14 protein-coding genes are annotated in these 18,523 nt (G+C 52.2%); 4 read left to right on the top strand and 10 right to left on the bottom strand.

Annotated features, from left to right (window positions below; all coding sequences use genetic code 11):
• The first annotated feature begins 96 nt into the window (after positions 1-96).
• The 4 genes from DUT67_RS14925 to DUT67_RS14910 all read left to right on the top strand — a co-directional run bounded on the left by DUT67_RS14925 (position 97) and on the right by DUT67_RS14910 (position 5,339).
• Positions 97-855: an efflux RND transporter periplasmic adaptor subunit gene (locus tag DUT67_RS14925; protein ID WP_113628114.1), complete on the top strand. Its 759-nt coding sequence runs from the start codon at positions 97-99 to the stop codon at positions 853-855.
• A complete protein-coding gene (locus DUT67_RS14920) occupies positions 852-2,171 on the top strand; it encodes an efflux RND transporter periplasmic adaptor subunit (protein ID WP_223254606.1) in 1,320 nt (439 codons plus the stop codon). Before DUT67_RS14925 ends, DUT67_RS14920 begins: the two co-directional genes overlap by 4 nt.
• Positions 2,171-4,273 (top strand): efflux RND transporter periplasmic adaptor subunit, encoded by a 2,103-nt coding sequence (locus DUT67_RS14915; protein ID WP_113632150.1) that lies wholly within the window; start codon positions 2,171-2,173, stop codon positions 4,271-4,273. Before DUT67_RS14920 ends, DUT67_RS14915 begins: the two co-directional genes overlap by 1 nt.
• 364 nt (positions 4,274-4,637) lie before the next feature.
• Entirely contained in the window at positions 4,638-5,339 is a 702-nt protein-coding gene (locus DUT67_RS14910) for a phage tail protein (protein ID WP_223254607.1), read from the top strand.
• Between the two features lie 82 nt (positions 5,340-5,421).
• Here the strand turns inward: DUT67_RS14910 and DUT67_RS14905 are convergent, their stop codons facing one another.
• The 10 genes from DUT67_RS14905 to DUT67_RS14860 all read right to left on the bottom strand — a co-directional run bounded on the left by DUT67_RS14905 (position 5,422) and on the right by DUT67_RS14860 (position 18,448).
• Positions 5,422-6,525, bottom strand: a complete 1,104-nt coding sequence (locus DUT67_RS14905; RefSeq protein WP_113628111.1) for an ABC transporter substrate-binding protein — start codon at positions 6,523-6,525, stop codon at positions 5,422-5,424.
• A gap of 327 nt (positions 6,526-6,852) precedes the next feature.
• Positions 6,853-7,104: a putative quinol monooxygenase gene (locus DUT67_RS14900; RefSeq protein ID WP_113632151.1), complete on the bottom strand. Its 252-nt coding sequence runs from the start codon at positions 7,102-7,104 to the stop codon at positions 6,853-6,855.
• A 194-nt stretch (positions 7,105-7,298) separates the two neighbouring features.
• Positions 7,299-9,245 carry an SGNH/GDSL hydrolase family protein gene (locus tag DUT67_RS14895; RefSeq protein WP_113632152.1) on the bottom strand — a complete coding sequence of 649 codons (1,947 nt, stop codon included), beginning with the start codon at positions 9,243-9,245 and terminating at the stop codon, positions 7,299-7,301.
• 24 nt (positions 9,246-9,269) lie between these two features.
• Entirely contained in the window at positions 9,270-10,067 is a 798-nt protein-coding gene (locus tag DUT67_RS14890; protein ID WP_113632153.1) for a hypothetical protein, read from the bottom strand.
• Positions 10,064-12,460: a hypothetical protein gene (locus tag DUT67_RS14885; protein ID WP_113632154.1), complete on the bottom strand. Its 2,397-nt coding sequence runs from the start codon at positions 12,458-12,460 to the stop codon at positions 10,064-10,066. The genes DUT67_RS14890 and DUT67_RS14885 overlap by 4 nt, the downstream gene beginning before the upstream one ends.
• Positions 12,461-12,667 (bottom strand): hypothetical protein, encoded by a 207-nt coding sequence (locus DUT67_RS14880; RefSeq protein WP_113632155.1) that lies wholly within the window; start codon positions 12,665-12,667, stop codon positions 12,461-12,463. It abuts the gene before it with no gap.
• A gap of 10 nt (positions 12,668-12,677) precedes the next feature.
• Positions 12,678-12,911 (bottom strand): hypothetical protein, encoded by a 234-nt coding sequence (locus DUT67_RS14875; RefSeq protein ID WP_113632156.1) that lies wholly within the window; start codon positions 12,909-12,911, stop codon positions 12,678-12,680.
• 11 nt (positions 12,912-12,922) lie between these two features.
• A complete protein-coding gene (locus DUT67_RS14870) occupies positions 12,923-13,741 on the bottom strand; it encodes a phage BR0599 family protein (RefSeq protein WP_113632157.1) in 819 nt (272 codons plus the stop codon).
• A complete protein-coding gene (locus DUT67_RS14865) occupies positions 13,722-14,915 on the bottom strand; it encodes a phage tail protein (RefSeq protein ID WP_113632158.1) in 1,194 nt (397 codons plus the stop codon). The genes DUT67_RS14870 and DUT67_RS14865 overlap by 20 nt, the downstream gene beginning before the upstream one ends.
• A gap of 2 nt (positions 14,916-14,917) precedes the next feature.
• Positions 14,918-18,448, bottom strand: a complete 3,531-nt coding sequence (locus DUT67_RS14860; protein WP_113632159.1) for a phage tail length tape measure family protein — start codon at positions 18,446-18,448, stop codon at positions 14,918-14,920.
• Positions 18,449-18,523: the final 75 nt, after the last annotated feature.

Below are 18,523 nucleotides of genomic sequence, written 5' to 3'. Positions count from 1 at the left end.
ATGCCGTTGAACATGATGTTTCCTCGCAGGAGGCTGCATGACATTCTGCCGAAAAAAACTGCGCTTTCTCTCGTGCTAATCGCGTTGCTCTCCGGTATGCCTTATTCCGTTATGGCAGAAAAGATAGAGGATGAGCTACAGCTCGCTCCGGTAAGCAATGCTTCTGCAAACCATCGTGCGACAGAGACCTCGACGAGAGAGGCCAGAGGCGTATTAAGAGCGGTGGATCAGGCGACACTGTCCGGTGAGCTGAATGCGAAAGTGGTTGAGATGCCGTTTCGCGACGGTGAAGCGTTCCAGAAGGGCGATTTGCTGGTGCGTTTTGACTGCTCGGCCTACCAGGCACAGTTTGCTGCTTCGCAGGCCGCCATGAGGGCGGCACAGCAGGAGCTGAGTCAGAACAGACAGCTGGCCGAGATGAAATCCGTCGGCCGCAATGCGGTCGCGGTGGCGGAGGCTCGTCTGGCGCAGGCCACGGCGGAAAGTCAGGTTTATCAGATTCAGACTAACCGCTGTCGCGTTGTTGCCCCATTCTCTGGTCAGGTTGTATCGCGGAAAGTTCAGGTCTCGGAATATGTCGGTCAGGGGATGCCACTGCTGGAAATTGTGGATAACCGCCATCTGGAAATCAACGTTCTGGTGCCTTCACGCTGGCTCGCCTCACTCAAACCGAAGCAAGCATTTACTTTCATTCCCGATGAAACTGGCGTGCCGCTACAAGCGGAAGTGCTGCGCATTGGCGCACGTATTGATGAAAGCAGCCAGACTTTGACGCTGATCGGGCGAGCGATCAAACCCGATAATAGTTTGCTCGCAGGAATGAGCGGCAGCGCTCGCTTCACGGGGCAACCGTGAGCGAATCGCATGCCTTCACGGTTGAGCGGGTATTTGCCGAATTCATTCATCTGGAGCGCCTGGCGCGTAGCGCCAAAAATAGCGAAACGCTCGCCTACTCGATGGTGAATGACAGCCAGAAGCTGTTCTGTTTCCGTCATGTCGCGCTGGTGATCAATGGGCGTGTACGTGCCGTTACCGGGGTTTCCGTTCCCGATCCGCATGCGCCGTTTGTCGCGTTTATTGAACGCGCAGGCAAGCAACTGGTTACTCAAAAAGCCGCTGAGCAAGTTACGACGGTGCGTGCCGAGTGGTTTGATACGCAAACGCAGAATGACTGGCAAACGCTGTCTGCACAAGAAGCGCTCTGGGTACCGTTAAAAGATCGGCAGGAACAGCTGATTGGCGGATTGTGGTATGCGCGAGACTTGCCGTGGCAGGAAAACGATCGGACGCTGATGGCGCAGTTAGCCGATGCCTATGCACATGCCTGGCTGGCGCTGGAGCCGCGCAAAGCGTGGCGGCCTGGGATTCCGAAAGCCAAAGCGCTGATTGGTCTCGCTGTACTCATTGGGGCGCTGCTGATACCGGTTCGTCAGTCGGTACTGGCACCGGCCGAAGTTGTGCCGCTGGATGGACGCATCGTGACGGCACCGCTGGATGGTGTGATCGCTGAAATCACGGTTAAGCCAAATCAGGTCGTGAAGAAAGATGAGGTGTTGGTACGGTTTGATAATACCATGCTGAAAGCTCAGGCTGATGTGGCAGAGCGGGCGCTGGGCGTAGCCGAAGCCGAGTGGCGATCTGGGTCACAGCGGGCTTTTCAGGATGCAGATTCCAAATCGAAGCTTGATTTGCTGTCGGCACAGGTCGAGCAAAAACGTGCCGAACTGATGTATGCCAGCGATCTACTGTCGCGCAGTGAAGTCAGGGCGGAGCGTGATGGTATCGCTGTGTTTGCCGATGGCGATCGGCTGCGTGGGAAGCCCGTCAGAACAGGGGAACGCCTGATGGAGCTGGCTAATCCTCAGCAGGCGGAACTGAAGATTGAGCTGGATGTGGGCGATGCAATCCAGTTTCCGGTGGAAGCCGATGTGGCACTCTTCCTGGATAGCGACCCACTGAAACGCCATGAAGCCACGCTACAACGTATCGCCTATGAAGCGGCGTTAACCGATCGCAGCACGTTAGCTTATCGACTCGATGCCCGTTTTATCGCCGACGCACCACGTATCGGCTTACGCGGCACGGCGAAGATTTACGGTGAATATGTGCCGCTGGGCGTTTACCTGTTCCGCCGTCCCCTCGCGGCGTTGCGCAAGACGGTTGGGTTCTGATGGCTGTTTTACCTCCGCTACGTGACGATCTACACCTCTCCCCGGCAGCGCCAGCGCGAGATGGTTCCCCCCAGTGGACGTTAGCGGATACGATTTCTGGCCGCTATTTTAAACTGAACAACACGGCAATCCGCCTGCTGCGTCACTGGCCCCTACGTGAGTCGGAACAGGTGATGGTCGCGGTGAATAAAGAGCCCGGTATACCGCTTGGGAATGACGATCTGGAGCAGTTCCTGCGCTTTTTGCGCGTACACGATTTGATCGCGGGCAGCGATAAAGAACAACGAAGTAGCTACGAGGTTAAAGCGGCCAGCCGCCGCCGTAGCCTGATCAAACAGGTGCTGCATCAGTATCTGTTTTTCCGTATTCCGCTGTGGCGTCCCGATCCTTTTCTGAATAAAACGTGGCCGTGGCTACAGCGCTATGGCGTCACGTTGCTGCGCGTGGCTTTTCCGCTGATCTTACTGCTGGGCATATTTCTGGTCAGCCGAGACTGGCCACGCTATCGCAGTTCGTTTCCGCATCTCTTCAGTCTTGAAGGGATGATGGCATTTGGCTGCGCCCTGATTTTCGCAAAATTTATTCATGAGCTTGGCCACGCCTACATGGCAAAAAAGGCGGGTTGTCGGGTTCAGAGTATGGGTGTGGCGTTCATCGTGATGTTCCCGATGCTGTATACCGATGTCAGCGATGCCTGGCGGGTCGGCGATCATCGTGCGCGTGTGCTGATTGGCGCAGGAGGAATTCTGGCGGAGCTGCTTTTGGCGACGCTGGCGCTGCTGGCCTGGTCGTTGTTACCTGAAGGGCCGTTGCATTCGGCGGTATTCCTTCTTTCCAGCGCCACCTGGATTACCACGCTGTTCATCAACGTTAATCCGCTGATGCGCTTTGATGGCTATTTTATACTGAGCGATGCCTGGCGTATCGATAATCTGCAAGGGCGCGCCTATGCCCTGTGCCGCTGGCACCTGCGAGAAAAGTTGTTTGGCTATGGTGACGTGCCGCCGGAGCGCTGGTCGCCTCCGATGGCGAAAAGGCTGCTGTTGTGGGGATATGCCTCTTGGGTGTGGCGTTTCTTCCTGTTCTTCGGTATTGCGCTGGCGGTTTACCACTATTTTTTCAAAGTGCTGGGCATATTCCTGATGTTGGTTGAAGTCGGCTGGTTTATCGTTCTGCCTATTGTGCAAGAGTGCGCACAGTGGTGGCATCAGCGCAAACGCTCGCAGCGCCGCGCCGTCTGGCGTACCGCGCTGTGTTTATTGCTACTGCTCATGGTACTGTTTTTCCCCTGGCGCAGTCAGGTAGAAATACCAGCGGTGCTGGAAGCATCTCGCGTCAGTACGCTGTATTCGCCCGTTGCCGCACAGCTGAAACAGCTACAGGTGAAGGATGGACAGCGGGTTGAGGCGGGCGATGTCCTGTTGACGTTGACATCCGGCGATCTCGATTTCCGGCTGGCGATTATTCGTCAGCGTATCGGCATCCTGCAATTACAAATGCGCCGTCAGGCGGCGAATCGTGACACCGTGGGCGATTCGCTGATTCTGGAACAGGAGCTGGCGGCGGCGCTGGCACAATATCGTGGCCTGAAAGCACAGCAGGAACGGTTGCAAATCCGTGCACCGCAGTCTGGCGTGGTGAGGGACATTGCTGTCGATTTAACGCCGGGACGGTGGCTGGATGCCGATCTGCCGCTGTTGCGCGTTGTGAGCAGCGACGGTGGTCGCCTGCGTGGCTATCTGCGTGAAGACAAACTTAATCGCATTACTGCTGGGATGTCCGGCCAATTTATTGCTGATGATCCGGCGCGTGCCGCGGTACCTGTGATATTGAAAGACATTGATCCGACAGGCATTGCCTTCATTGAGCATAACATACTGGCTTCCGAGCACGGCGGGCCGATAGCGGTAAGGCGGGATGAGCAGAAACGGCTGCGCCCGGTTCAGGGTTGGTATGGTGTAAACCTTGATGTCGCTACCGATTTGACGTTGCCATTACAGCCACTGCGTGGCCTTGTTGTGATGAATGGAGAAGCGGAATCGCTGTTCACCGGGATGTGGCGTCAGGTTGCGGCTTTAGGTGTGAGAGAAAGCGGGTTCTAGGCCAAATAGCCTAAGCGTATTGTCATCGCTATATGGCGGATAGTATTCCGCCACCATCACGGTATTCTTCTTGAAAAGCATTCCATGAGATGTTGATTTTTTAAATCTCTATCGGAATTCATTAAATAGTCATCACGATAATTCCATATTTTCTTTTTCTTATTAACTTCTTTTTATTGTGGTTTTTATTTCTTTTTTTACATATTCATGAAATGAAATTTGAGTTTTTACATAAATAATCAAGCCAATAAATCGATGATAAATATCGCCGATATGACTTAACGATTGTTTTTTTACCGCCGTTTTTAGCTGAGAGGGGAAACCCTGTCGTGGTTACCAATGGGATGGCATAAGGAAAATTCATATGAAAAGTGGTCTGAAAACGTATTTATGTATGGCAGCAACGGGGCTTTCTCTGTTTTCCGTTTCTCAAGTGGCTCAGGCAACGTGTTCCGACGAAGCTTACACGGGGTCTATTTGTTATACAGCAGCAAATTATTGCCCGAATAATTATGCTGAAGCGCAGGGACAGCTCTTACCTATTAATATTTATCAGGCATTATACAGTCTTGTGGGGACCACGTTTGGAGGGGACGGACGTACAACGTTCGGCATCCCAGACTTACGTGGCAGAAGCCCGATTGGGTTAGGCCAGGGGCCTGGGCTGGCGAATGTTGTCGCTGGAGAGACACGTGGGGTGGAAACCAACACGCTGACCGTTGCTCAAATGCCAATTCACAGTCATTTAGCTACGTTCACACCCACAGCAGGGACTTCGGGGAAAGTTGTCATTAACGCGACAACGGATAAGGGCACATCAGCCACACCCACCTCGGCGGCTAACCAGTTAGCGATGTCTGATAAGCCCGCCGCACTTATTTATGCGGCACCAGGGGCAACGAGTACACAGGTTCCGCTGGCGGGTGTCAGCGGAGGCGGATCGAGTGGCGGTGGTACGGTCACTGTAGGTAGTAACGGCAGTTCACTGCCTGTTACTAATATTCCGCCTCAATCGGCGTTAAGAGCCTGTATCGTGTTAAATGGAATTTATCCACCTCGCCCATAATGGCTGTATTGTAAAAGTGAAGTAAAAATAACCCCGTCGAAAGACGGGGTTATCGCAGAATAATCAGAACACAAATAACATATTAATGAGGTAGAGCTTCTTTTGGATGCAGCCCTAAGTTACCCGGAGACGGTTCGCCTTTCACTTCGCCGAGATACAGACCGATCTGAGCGCGGAATGATTCTACCGCAGCACGATCGCTCATGAAGTCGGCAAAGGCTTGCGGGCTGGTGTTCTTATATTCCCAGATAGGCTTATAGCCAGCTGGTGGCGCGACGTCAGTACGAACTGACCACATATACCAGACATTGCTCTGCGTCTCTTTATCCAGCAACCAGCTCAGATAGAGCTTGGCGCTTTCTGGGTGCTGAGCCTGTTTGAAAATAGCCGCACGCTGTGCCCAAGAGACAAACGGATCGTTTTTAGGCAGAATAAAACGGGAGTTGGCGTTTTGGTCGGGAGCGAGCGCGCCGTCTGTAGAGAATGTCGCCGCTGATTTGCCGCTTTCAACATCGTCTGCGGGAGCCTGTGTGCCGCGTACATAAACCGGATTCTGTTCTTTGAATTTAGCGACATATTCCCAGCCGTATCTATCAACAACCTGTTTAAACCAGAACAGTACCGCGTCGTCATCATTCGGGTAGGTTAAGACAATGCTGCCTTTCAGATCGGGACGCAGATAATCATTGGCTTCTGTCGGCCAGGCGTTTTCGGCAATCAGCTTGGTATTGACCACGTTGCTGAACGCATCGACAAACACGCCAGTCCAGGCGCCGTCTTTGTCTTTAAACGCAGGGTACACTTTATCCCAGCCGATCGGTTTGTAATTCAGTAACACGCCATCTTTCTTCCAGCGCGGGTAATCTTGCAGGGTTTGTAGCTGTACCACATCCGGCACCAGCGTCTTGGTCGTCAGTTGGTTATCAATACGTGCATCGTGGAATTTACTGTAATCCACAATGACGTTGAGTTTCATGCCCGGAAAGCGTTTTTCAAACGCCTGTTTGATGCCATCCTGCTGACCCGGTGTGTCACCACCGGCATAGACGGTCACAATACCGCCTTCTCGAAGCGCGTTCTGATAAAGCTCATTGATCGGACGCTTATCGGCCTCTACTGCCGCATAGCTGGTCGCTGCTGTCGCCATCAGCGCCGTAAATGCGACCACCTGTTTTATTTTAAACATCGATTCCTCCTGAATGAGTGCCGATATCTACCGACGCATATTTATCCCTTAATATTGTTGGTTGGATAAGAATGCGTTGGCGATATTATTAGAATGATTATCAAATTATTTCATTTGTTTGATATTCATTATCCTGCTGAGTTAACAGTGAAATGACCTGTTGTCAGAGGGTTTTTGTATGTTATCTGGTTGTGAAAAATGTGAAACAGGAAAAAATTGAGATTTTAATTCAAAAAAAATGAATTAAATTTGAGTGTGAAAAAAAGCAAAATGAGGAAGGCGTTGTGACGATATGTAGGCCGCATGGCGACCTAAAATTGGATTGATTCAAACTGTGGGAATATTACTGTCAAATGGATCCATCAGCAGAAATGTGCACTCGGCTCGCTGGTGGCTATTTATCATGGGAACCAGACGCTGGAAGTGTTCAGTCTGGCAGTGAATGTCCAGTGCCGCTCTATCTGGCCAGGTTTCGATAAAGGTGAAATGCCCCGGATCTTTCTGATTGATAAAAAGCGCGTAGGAGATGCACAGCGGTTCCTGTCGCGTTTTCTCTACTAATTCACGGTACAGCGGCATGACGATCTCAATGCTCTCAGTGATGCGCGGTGCGATAAATGCACCGCTATTGGTGAGATAAATGAAGATGGTTTTTTTTGCAAAATATGAAATGTAATTACAGTTTATATGATGTTGTCTGTTCCATAAGATGTCAATTCGTGGCCTGAGTGATAGCTATGCAGTGTTCCTATGCATGTATTGACATCACTCAGTTAAATTAACGATGTATCTCTATTTATGCTGATGATACACATCAGGCCTGATCCAGCTATTGCCATGCTTGCCGAACCATTTGCAGCAAAAAAACGCGCCGAACGCTGTGTCTCATCAATAAATGAATGAAATCGTATTGTCTGAGAGAACCCCCCGATCGGTGGGTGATACTCAGAAATATTACTAATCCTAAAGCCAGCAGGGGCTTCTACAATCATCACGTTATAGTCTCCATGAGTTGTATAACCAGTCTTTATAAACGGTGTGATTCTCCCGCCAAGATTGACAGTCGGAGCACCGGCGGTTGCCGTTACTGTTATTTGGTAACTATCAGATGTTCGAGTTGCGGCCCGACCTCCATAGCCGACCGCGCATTCACGGATGGGAGAAAACGAACTTTGACGCAAAGCTGGAAATGTTAAATTTTTGACAACATTAAATACAATATCGTCACCTTGCTTTTTGAAATGAATATTGTCATGACGCCAATATGCCGGATCTATTTTTGCGAATACATGATACAAATCGATTAGTGAACAATCGTTATCTACTGCAAGATCTCGCATCGCTGAAATGTAAGGCTTCAATTGTGAATACGGCCGCCCAGCCATCGGAGGGGGGCTCATCAGTACAATTACTGCGTCACTAATATCACTGCGCATTCGTTCAATAAAAGAGGCGATGTTAGTCTTAAAATCAGCAACTGGGACACTACTGCTGATATCATTAGCACCAATGATGTAGTAAACAATGTTAGGTGAGTACGCTCCGACTAGTGAATCATACTCACTCAAAACCTGAGCGCTAGTATATCCACCCTTAGCTGTTATTTTTGCCCATGTTCGGTTTGCGTGAGTCACGCCGTAGACTGTGATGCTACCGCCTGGAGTTGCCGTCAACGCATTCCTAACATTCTGTAATTTGATCTCTGATGGGTTCGAACCGCCAGTTATCAACATGTACTCACATGACTGATAGTGCCCGTCATTTGATGTGTTGTCATACGTAATGCCGTTAACGTCAAATTTCACAGCACTAGCTGCCGGGGATTTTGCGATGATCAACGCAGTGCTGCCGGAATATGTATTAAAAACAGACAACGATTGGTTAGATGAAAATGTCCAACTCAACGCCATGGAGTTTATTGCAATGTTTTTTAAATTGGTATTATCAACAGCAACTAACAGAGCGTCTGAAATCCATTTCAAATCAAAAATGCTCGTAAATGCAGGAGTCGCAGTAAATAGAGCATCACGTAATAAATGCGACCATGAGCTAATGCCGAATGGTTGAGCTGTCGCATAACCAGCTCCGTTCACACCCCATCCAGATTGATAGCCAAAGCCATTAAATCCTAACGAATCCCCGGTTATTACTACACTATGAGCAAACGACAGAGAATTTGCTGATTCTGCGATTTTTGATATATCACTATTGATAACAGTAAAACCGGGCTGAAGTTGATTGAGTTCATACTGAATAGTATCGAGCTCATACTGAACTGTTTTTCCTGTCAATGTCGTAACTAACGATGCCCCCATGCCTATACCGCTTGAACCGAGATCAGAACGCAAACTCGCATCACCAACATCAACCCAAATCCCGTCAGGATTATCACCAGACCAAATCCCACCATCGTCTGCTGGAGAAGCCCCAGCAATAACATGCGGAGAATCAAGGTTTCCGCGATAGCGATACCAGGAGCCGTCGAAGCTCACAATCTGGGTCGGCAGTGAAACCTCAAGCCCTACGGTCCATACACCCAATTGCATCCAGCCTAAATTATCGAACGCCGTACCAAATTTCTCATACAACCAGCGGGTTCTGTTTGTCAGGTCTTTTAGCGGTTTATTCGCTGCACCATCTGGGCCACCGCCGACAGGGTCGTTACGCTCTATTTGATAAACGCCGTCAGCCCATTGCGGCGATTCGGGTAAATTAGCCATTTGTTTTCTCTCCTGGTGCAGCAATTAATAAGCGAAATTGTGTTCGCCGTTAAAATCGATTTCGTCGTTATACGTGATGGTGCGCCAGTCATTAATCATTGAGATGCGCCCGAACATGCCCAGTTCTCGTGACGGAGTCTTTTGCAGATCGGGCAGTATTAATGACGTGGTTTCTAATCCGACGAGGTTATTGCCTGTATTGATCAGTTCTAACATTCCGACAGGATCGATATTGAGGCGGTAGAGTTCGACCAGCGTTTTCCCGCTGTTCTCTGCTAGATTGATGCTTTCATAGCGCAACCCGAACTCGCCTGGTGTAGACGTCAGTACGGGAACAGCCTGATGGCTGGCATAGTCATAGCTGGCGTTAACGGGTTGCTCTGCGGGCGTTGTCAGGAAATCAATTGCGCCCCAGTCTGCATCGACGGTGTAATCAATTCCCTCGGTCAGACCGTCCAATACAACCGAGCGAACGTTCTGAAAATCCAGACAGATACGGTTTCCTGCCACGATGCCCTGCGGTAATACCTCACTGTTCCAGTTCTGGCGATATTTGTACTGTTCGCCGTACAGCAGAATAGCCAGGTTATCGGCGGACACGTCATGCCACGTTGCTGTGATGCCGCCATTTCGTGCAGTGATATGACGCTGGGATTGCAACAGGCTTCCGCCGCGTGAAACTTTTCCGACCTGCTGCTCATAGGTCAGCGCCACATTCAATGATGAGACGTCACCAATCCAGCGCCAGTTAACGCGGCGGTCAGCGTCGCGTTTAGAGAGATAAACTTTGCCCTGGCCATAGAAATAGTTTTCCTGATTCATACGCTACCCTCTGGCTCTGGCTCTGGCTCTGGCTCTGGTGTCGGTTCGGGGACATAAACGCCGACGGGCAATGTCGCCTGATAGCGATACAGCGATTCTGTGCCGTCGCGTGTACTGAACAGCGTCAGAATGTGCGTAGCGGCGTCAATATCTTTATCATCGGACTGATATGGCACAGACACTGTGCTATCAGCTGTTGTCAGCGTCCAAACCACCTCGTTCGTCGCCATGTTCGTCAACGTAATGACATATTGCACGCCCGGTTCTGGCCCAATGCTTCCTTCCGTACAGTCAATCAGCCTATCGGCTTGCAGTAAGCGATCACGATGTGCATACGTTAATGAGTAGGTTTCGGCCGTGGCGACAACAACGGGATATGGCGCATCGTTGATGCGAATATTTCCGGGCAGATACGGGCGATTCTGACGATGATTCATCGGGCGAGACCAAATCGGTGCCAATGCTGCATCGAGCATTTCAGCACTGGTGCGCGTCAGCAGCCGGACATCAACGGTTTCACCCGTAATGTATTCGACGTTGTCAGACTCAATCGCATTTCTGTATAGACGAACGCGTGTACCAGCAGCGTGAACAGCGGGAAGCGTATCGCCACAGGCGCGGCCAATGGTCAGTAACTCATTTGCCACGTCCACGGCATCAACACGCATAATCTCATTCCCGACGATCACCCCATCACCGACTGTCGGCACTCTCGACATCGATACATGCATCGTTTTCGTCTGGCGAGACATCCCTGTTAACAGCGTGCCGGATGGCGTCCAGTCGCCGAGACCACGATCAGCAAACTCAGCACCAGCAGCGCGAGTCTGCAACTGATAGTTCACAGACATAGCGGTCGGTGCAGTGGCCATCACGCCAACATAACCCCCTTCAGGTTTCAGATAGTCCAGTTCTGCCGCGCTCATCGTCCCGGCCAGTATCATGTACGGGATTTCTATTAACTGGATATCGCTGACAGCGTGCAAAGAAGCATCAGGCGGCGTCCATTCGCTGCCTTGCTGGCCATTGCTGTATGACGTCGCGGGCAGGCCAAAAACGTCTTGCACCGTAGTAACAGTTAATGCACCGTTTTCGCCCTCTGTGATTTTGCTGACGCGCATCACCATATTGATGATATCGCGATCGGGCAAAGAAATGCGGAACACGCTGGCAGGGGCCAAATCACCGCCACGACGGTCAAACTGGTTGACTAGGCGCGTTAACCCAGCGGCCCCCATTTCTAAATTACGCTGGGCGACGCGAGCGGCCAGCTCCTGGGTCGGAATAGCTTTGTACTCGGTTGAACTCGAAATCAAGCCGACTGACTGAATAGAGCCGAGGTTCTGCGCCCTGACAGTGCCATCGGTATTCGTCACTGGGTCACGGAATGTCACAACAATTTCATTCGGAGCCGAGTCAGTGCTCACACTGTCATCGTCCTGAACCGCAATAATGCCGTTGTCATACGTGAACAGCGGTAAATCAGCGGGGTTATAGTCATCACGGATCAGCTTCAGAGTCATTTTCCCTGTTGCTAAATCGCCGTATTGTGCCGCGCCGATGTGGTCGAGGATCTGTTGCACGAACGTATCCAGTGAGTCCTGGCGGTTGTATCGAAAGCACAGGCCAAAATTTTCGGCGTAGAGCTGGTCGGCAGCAACCTTGTAGCTGTCCAGGTCGAAATCGTCATCGAGCGATAGTCCACGTCCCCAGTCACGGTTCATCCCGCACTCAATAAGGATGTGTGCGGGATTCATCGCATGAATGGTGCGTAGGTTTTCAGATATCGACTCGATAGCTTCAGCCCGAATTTCATCGCGAGTCGGTTCGCCTGGTGGGGGCGGAACAGGCAGGCCCAGTTCATCCAGAACAACGGGTGGCCAGTTATCGTTCAACAGGTAATTGGTATTGAGCTGGGCATCATCATTACGTAGAACAATCCGCGCTTTCTCTGGATACCAGACAACGCCCTTGTCCCACCCTTTATCGATGCGGCGAACGCGGTACTTCCACGGCTTAGGGCTGGCGCTGTAACAGCTCACCAGTCCGCTAAACAGCGTCGTCACTAATCCGCGAAAACCGGGGACAAGTCCGGTCAGTAAGCGTCGTAATGCCGGGGTCGGCTCTTGTGTCGGCTCACCCATCATCACTTCCATCGTGCCCTGAATGCCGCCTTCACCGCCCGTATCGTCACCGCCAAACAGGCTAGCTTTATCGATATAAAGAGAAGTGTTGCCGTTGATTTGGCCGGGTGTCCCAGCAAAAACGTTTTTATCGTCTGCGGTGATAGCCACGATTTCATTGACCGGGCCACGTCCCAGCCCCGCCTGGACATCCCAAGAGTAGCGATAGCCAACCGTGACTTTTTTAGACCCTTTACCGCCGCCGCCCATCTACTGAGCCTCACGCTGTTGAGTACGCGCTTCAGCCAAACGAACGATATTCAGTGCGATAGCATCACCCGTGGCCAGCAACGCATCAGAATCAATCCCGCCGTTAGCCAGGAACGCTTTCAGGTCGAGCTGATAGCGATTGAAAAACATCCGTAGCCCGCCTGCGCAGCCACCGCCCGCACGTACATGCTCCATCGTAATCAACATAGTGAACCCCTTATTTCTTAATCGCGTCATAGCGATAGTTGCCATAGGCGAGAACAAACCAATCCTCAGTCCAGCAGTCGCCAAAAAATACGCACTGAGCTGTCCCTTCATTTGGCTGCGGCATCTCCCAGTCTTCCGCAGTGGCGGCATCTGGCGTTTTATTTTTAGGTTTTGGTGTTAATGCCTGGTTCAACAGATATGAAGCAACCAGGATCGCGACATACTTAGCTATCGCTAGCCACATAGCTTTATCTCCTAGAACAGTTTGATGATGGTGAATGGCGACTTGCCAGGCATATGCGGTTGGCCACCATAGTTCAGATGGTTTGCGAACTTCTCAGCGCACTGACTGATAGTCCGGTTGCAGCCCGGAAATAGAGTAATTGCCAGTCCTTCCGATAGCCCCGACGTGCCGCCAATAACGCCAAGCTGATTGCCGTTCTGCACTTTCAGGCCGCGACGTTCAGTAATACCGTCCGTTTCCCACTCAATATAACCGCCAGTAAACCAACCATTTTCTAGTTCTGCGGGTAGCGACGTGACTGTGATTTCTGCACCATCTAAGCTGTCAATGACAAAACCAGACACGCCGAAACTAGCGGGGTCAACGTTACAGTTGTGGTCATACAACGCATATGGGCAAGCGCGGCCATACGTCAAACGCAGTCCAACGCGGGTAAATGTTGATGCCAGACTTGCAGTAACCAGCCGTGTCCGGTCGATTGCCTCGCGTTTAGCTTCTTTAATCGTGCCTATCCACACCGTTTTGAATTCAGTGCTAGTGTCATCAACATGCACGCGATAGATACGTATGCGAACGGGCCGGGATGGTGATACCCCGCGAAACAGCCTCGCGACGGGGTTATCAGATGGCACAATCACGTCGAGATTATCCCCGCTACCAACGATCAGACCGCTGTCGCTGATTGCCTGTGCTTTCCACTGCACCGTATCCAGATGAATGTCTTTGTCCGCATTCGTGTAGCGATAGAACAGCACATCGCCCCGGACGAACTCATAGAGCGTTACCGGACGGCCATCCGCCGTTGAGTGTTCAAACTGATTCCAGCTCATCCCGGATCCCTCTGAATGTTGTACTCACGCTAGCCACCCCGTCGCCATCCGTCGTGTGTTGCCACTCGACTGAATCTGACTCTTGGCGGCATAACGTAATAAAAGAAAGCGATTCGATATCGTCCAGTGCCAGGCTGAGCGCGGAGCCATCCAGTAACAGGCGCTCGACCGCGCCAGATAACACGCTTGCGGCAGTGATGCGACGATAAAAGCAGGTGCCGTCTGTACGCCGGATACGCAGGTCACGACGTCCGGGCACAATGCCGAAATCCGCAAACCCGGCGTTCTCGACGTCGATCACATTGCCGTTCATACCACTGACGGGATAAAAATCGTGGTTGGGGCTGGACACCCAAATGGCACGCTGACGACCGCGCAGAAAATAGAACAGACGACGTAACGCAGACTGTTCATCACGGCCAAAAGGCATCCAGGTATGAGCCTGCATTACGAACGAACGTCGCGCGGTGTCTGTCCGGGCAACTAGCCCAGAGCCGTTATCTAACTCCAGCAACAGGCGCAGGTATTGGCCTGTGACCGATTCGCTCCAGTTTGAATCCGGTTCCAGAACAGGATGCTGGCGATAGACGGGTAATGCGGCAACGTCATCGCTGAAGGCGTTGTGCTCATCAACGCGAAAACGGATCTGCGCGGCAGACAGTGACGTGTTATAGCGCGTGAAATCCGGCGGGTCGGTCAATACCGCGTGACGAACAGGGTATAACGTCGCTCCGGCAGGCCAGCGTTCAGCCAGCGGCGCGGACAGATTCAGGCCGTCTGATGTGACGTTTTCAATATCAATTAATGATGACCGGGCATTCATGGCCAGCCCGTCTTTTAGTAACAGTTTTCCGCCTGCTGAAAAGTCCCGGCCGACCGTATCTAACGTAATGATATTGCCACCGGCGGCAATATCTGCCGGCAACACATAAACGTCCGAGAATACGGGCATAGCCCAGCGTGCCGCGCCCGCGTGGAACACGGCGTTTTCCAGCCGCTGGCGGTCATTGTCTGCTAGCAAGATGCTGAACTCGAACGTACGGCGCGGAGATAACCGACGCGCAATACGCTGTTCTGCCCCTGTGGGTGACTGGAGAACATCGGTTTTCCACTCCAGGGTTTCAGTTACGCCGCCCGTCCAGTTTGGCTCTACCAGCCATGTGATTATGTTCATCACTATTCCACCCCCAGGATCTGTTTCAGCGTGGGGGCATTAGCACGGACAAACGTCAGCATTTCGCGTTTACCTGCTAACGTTTTCACACCTGAGCTAAACAACTCTCCGCTATCCAATACCAGCGTCTGTTGCAGCGTTGGGGGAGCGGAATCTGTTACGCGGCTCTGGCGTTCGGCGGGTTCAGGAATAGAGGCTGGCACATTGAATGCGGGGGCAGGGATACCTGCCAGGCCCCCCGTCGCATGACGAACGCGTGGTGCCCAGTCTTCTAGTGCGGCAATACCGTGCTGGTTAAACGCATGTAGGAACGGCAGAGCGCCTGGCTGCTGAACCACCGCAGCTCGCGTGACGAATTCATAATCGGACAACATTGTGGGGATCGAGTCGCTTGTCGTCGTACCAGGCCCGCGAATGTGCCCGCCTTCTGCCGCAAACAAGCTGGCAAACATACCGCCCGCACCACCGCCCGCACCACCGCCACTACCCATCAGGGACGATGTGGCCATCATCGCTAGTTGCTGCGCTGCAATCTGCGCCATGCTGTTGATAATCGACAGAGCCAGATTACCGACTGCGTCGCCGAGCGACATCGTGCCTTTAGCCAGCCCCATGATCGAGCTTTGCAGCCCGGACTGGAGACCGTCTTTAAACGCAACCGTCAGCTCGTTGCCGCTTTCCTTCAGCTTACCCAGCTCGCCTTCCAGCGTGCTGATTAACCCGCGAATGTTCTCGCCCGCTTCGCCTGGCTGCGTCGCCAGTTCGCGCATTTTCGGCAGGTACTCTTCAATCTTCGCGCCGACCTGCGTGTGCAGTTCAATCAGACGCTGGCGACCGTCAAGTTCGGTCAACAATCCGCCCTGGACTTGTGCTTGAATGCTGGTTTCCTGCTGACTACGCCACGCCAGCAGGTCTTCCATTTCCTTTTTCAGTGCATCCGTGCGGATTTTCGCTTCCTGCATCGGCAGCAGCTTATCTAGCCAGTTCACACCCTCTGTGTTACCGCTGGCCGTAAACTCGTCGCGCAGCTGCTGGTACTGATTGCGAACCTCTAGCAAGGATGCACCGGCGCTGTCACCCGATGCCCTCATGTAATCGATTTGTAGTTGTAGGTTTTTGTCACCGAATTCACGAGCATTCAGCGCAGCGTTTGCAGCTTCAGCAAGCTTGCGTTGCTCATCGGTCAGATTGCGAGTAGCGATTTCTTGTGCGCGAGTCGCTGCCGTTCCCTGCGTTTGCTTTGCAGCTTGTTGAACTAGTGAATCAACAAAACGCTGGTTTTCTGCGGCACTGCGTTTAGTTTCAGACGCGGCGGCACGCGCGGCTTTAATCTGCGCATCTTGCGCGTCGGCTTGCCTCGCTAACTGGCGGGCCTGTTCTTGCATTGCCGCTGTTGCATCGGACAACGAGCCGTTCCGAATTTCCGCCTCAACCTTTTCCAGTTGCGTCAATGCGCCTTTCTGCTCAATCGTTTGGCGTAATGTGTCGTTGTATTGTTGTGCTTTCTTGTTTGACGTATCGAGTGCAGCAACATCAACGTCCCACTGGCCACCAGAGAAGTTCTGCCCATCAGTTGACGTTACACCACGGCTGCGCAACGTATCGCTGCCACCTTGCGTCTTCCACAGCGCCTCATAGCGCTTGCGCGTTTCTTCAATCGCGTCGGCTTCTTTATCAAGCTCAGTCCGATTATTTGCCCATGTTTTTTCCAGCTCACGGGATGCAGCCAGAGATTTTCGTTCTGTTTCTTGACGATCAGACTCTGCTTTGGCAACAGCATTTGCTGCGGCTTCTTTTTTTTCTAACGCTGCCAGCTCTTCTCTGTCTGCTTTTACCTGCTGTTGATAAACGCTTCCACGCAATGCGATATCAACATCGCTTCCCGCCTGAGATAAACGCTGTCTTAATTCAATGATGCGATTGGCACGAGACTCACTTTCTGAATCCAGTCCAAATGTATCTGACGCTGCGCCCTTAGCTGCTGCGATAGCTTCACTCATCGCACCTTTAATATTTTTCCAGCCGCGAGCAACCCAATTCAATTCCTTTTCGAGTTCGGACAGACGTGTTGTTGCAGCCTTTTTGTATGCCTCAGACGCAACATCAATTGCTTCCTCGGTTTTACCTTGCTCTTCTAAGGAACGAATACGTTGATATGTTGCAGTGTCCAGAAAATGATATTTGTCGTTGCTGTTAGCTGCCCAGTCGCTGACGCTGTCGGACATTTTCACAAACTCACTGACAACCTGATCAGCAGATTGTCCGGTAAGCTGAGCCATCGCTGACGCGGCCTGAGACACGCTGTTTATGGTGTCAGCGGTGAACTTGCCGCTGCTGACTAACCCCGTGAGAATGTCGCGAACTTGCGAGTATTTGCGATTGAGTGCGCCGCCACTCTGCGCCATCTGTTCAAGCTGACCCGCCGTTACACCTGCGTAGTTTCCTGTTTGAGCAATGGCGCGGTTAAACGCGTCCTGGTCATTCATCACGCTGATAACAGCGATGCCCACAGCAGCGATAGCGGCGACCATACCGCCCATCGCTAAACGGGCTGGGGTAATCAGACTGGTGAGTGCCCGGAACGTGTTACCGATGCCGCCGAACGAATCTTTAATCTGCCCACCTTGCTGAATGGCCACCATCCAAATCGGCATTCCCGACGCGAGTGATGTGACAACGTCGGTAATTTGCATGGGCAAAAAACGCATTGCTTGTGCGTACTGGCCAGCGCTGAGACCGCCGCGATTCATCGCTGCTGACGTGTCAGTCAGTCGCTGAATAAATGGGGCGGCTTCAGTCGTCACACCGAGCTGCGCCGCTTTGTACTCCAGCAGCTCAGCCGTGGTCATGTTCATCGTGTCGGCTTGTTCGCGCAGACGTGCGATAAACGCTTCTTTGGCGGCTCTGGCCTGGGATTCAACCTGTGCAGCTTCCCGTGCAGCTTGCGCTGACTCGCGGGCAGCCTGTGCCTCTTTGCGTCCCGCTTCGCTCGCCGCATACGCATTTTTTTCGACCTGATCGCGCATCGCGTTCAGCCGTGCGGTGTACTCATCGAGATCGTCACCGCCGATTAACCCTGAACCACTGAATTCACTGAGCTTGCGCTCCATTTCATCCAAACGTTCATACGCACCAACAACGGGATCAATACGCCCCAACAGCCCGGACAGTGCGGTCTGTTGTGCCGCTAAATCAGTATTAACGTCGCTGGTTGCGTCTTTGAGCGCTTCAGATGCGGTGTATGCCTGGGAAACGGCATTCTGATAATTTGTTGTATTGGATGAGGTTTGTTGAGTTGTCGCACCGACGCGTGCGATTTCAGTAGCCAGCGCAGATTGCGTCTGCCCATGTTGTTTAGCCGCAGAAGCGGCAGCGTCCTGCGCCGCTACCATCGCAGTCCATTGAGCGTTCCCGCTGCTGGCCGCTGCACTGGCCTGATTGATATCACCAGTCAGTTCCCCAACAGCGCTGCGGGCTTCGTTGAGGTCGGCAGTGATACGTAACGCTAAATTCAAATCATTGCCTGCGGCCATTGGTACACCTATACGACTTATTTTGTGAGTGTGTTAATCCGGCTTTTAGCCGAATCTCCGCCAGCGAATCCGGCG

It is taken from the genome of Pectobacterium peruviense (genome assembly GCF_003312355.2).
GTDB classification, from domain to species: Bacteria; Pseudomonadota; Gammaproteobacteria; order Enterobacterales; family Enterobacteriaceae; genus Pectobacterium; species Pectobacterium peruviense.
Note: the sequence above shows the minus strand (reverse complement) of the source record. Positions and strands in the feature narration are given on the sequence as shown.

Coding starts and splice junctions, on each gene's coding strand:
- DUT67_RS14915 (WP_113632150.1), top strand. CDS start 2,171: ATGGCTGTTTTACCTCCGCTACGTGACGATCTACACCTCTCCCCGGCA.
- DUT67_RS14875 (WP_113632156.1), bottom strand. CDS start 12,911: ATGTGGCTAGCGATAGCTAAGTATGTCGCGATCCTGGTTGCTTCATAT.
- DUT67_RS14880 (WP_113632155.1), bottom strand. CDS start 12,667: ATGTTGATTACGATGGAGCATGTACGTGCGGGCGGTGGCTGCGCAGGC.
- DUT67_RS14890 (WP_113632153.1), bottom strand. CDS start 10,067: ATGAATCAGGAAAACTATTTCTATGGCCAGGGCAAAGTTTATCTCTCT.
- DUT67_RS14900 (WP_113632151.1), bottom strand. CDS start 7,104: ATGCCGCTGTACCGTGAATTAGTAGAGAAAACGCGACAGGAACCGCTG.
- DUT67_RS14885 (WP_113632154.1), bottom strand. CDS start 12,460: ATGGGCGGCGGCGGTAAAGGGTCTAAAAAAGTCACGGTTGGCTATCGC.
- DUT67_RS14860 (WP_113632159.1), bottom strand. CDS start 18,448: ATGGCCGCAGGCAATGATTTGAATTTAGCGTTACGTATCACTGCCGAC.
- DUT67_RS14925 (WP_113628114.1), top strand. CDS start 97: ATGCCTTATTCCGTTATGGCAGAAAAGATAGAGGATGAGCTACAGCTC.
- DUT67_RS14905 (WP_113628111.1), bottom strand. CDS start 6,525: ATGTTTAAAATAAAACAGGTGGTCGCATTTACGGCGCTGATGGCGACA.
- DUT67_RS14870 (WP_113632157.1), bottom strand. CDS start 13,741: ATGAGCTGGAATCAGTTTGAACACTCAACGGCGGATGGCCGTCCGGTA.
- DUT67_RS14910 (WP_223254607.1), top strand. CDS start 4,638: ATGAAAAGTGGTCTGAAAACGTATTTATGTATGGCAGCAACGGGGCTT.
- DUT67_RS14895 (WP_113632152.1), bottom strand. CDS start 9,245: ATGGCTAATTTACCCGAATCGCCGCAATGGGCTGACGGCGTTTATCAA.
- DUT67_RS14865 (WP_113632158.1), bottom strand. CDS start 14,915: ATGAACATAATCACATGGCTGGTAGAGCCAAACTGGACGGGCGGCGTA.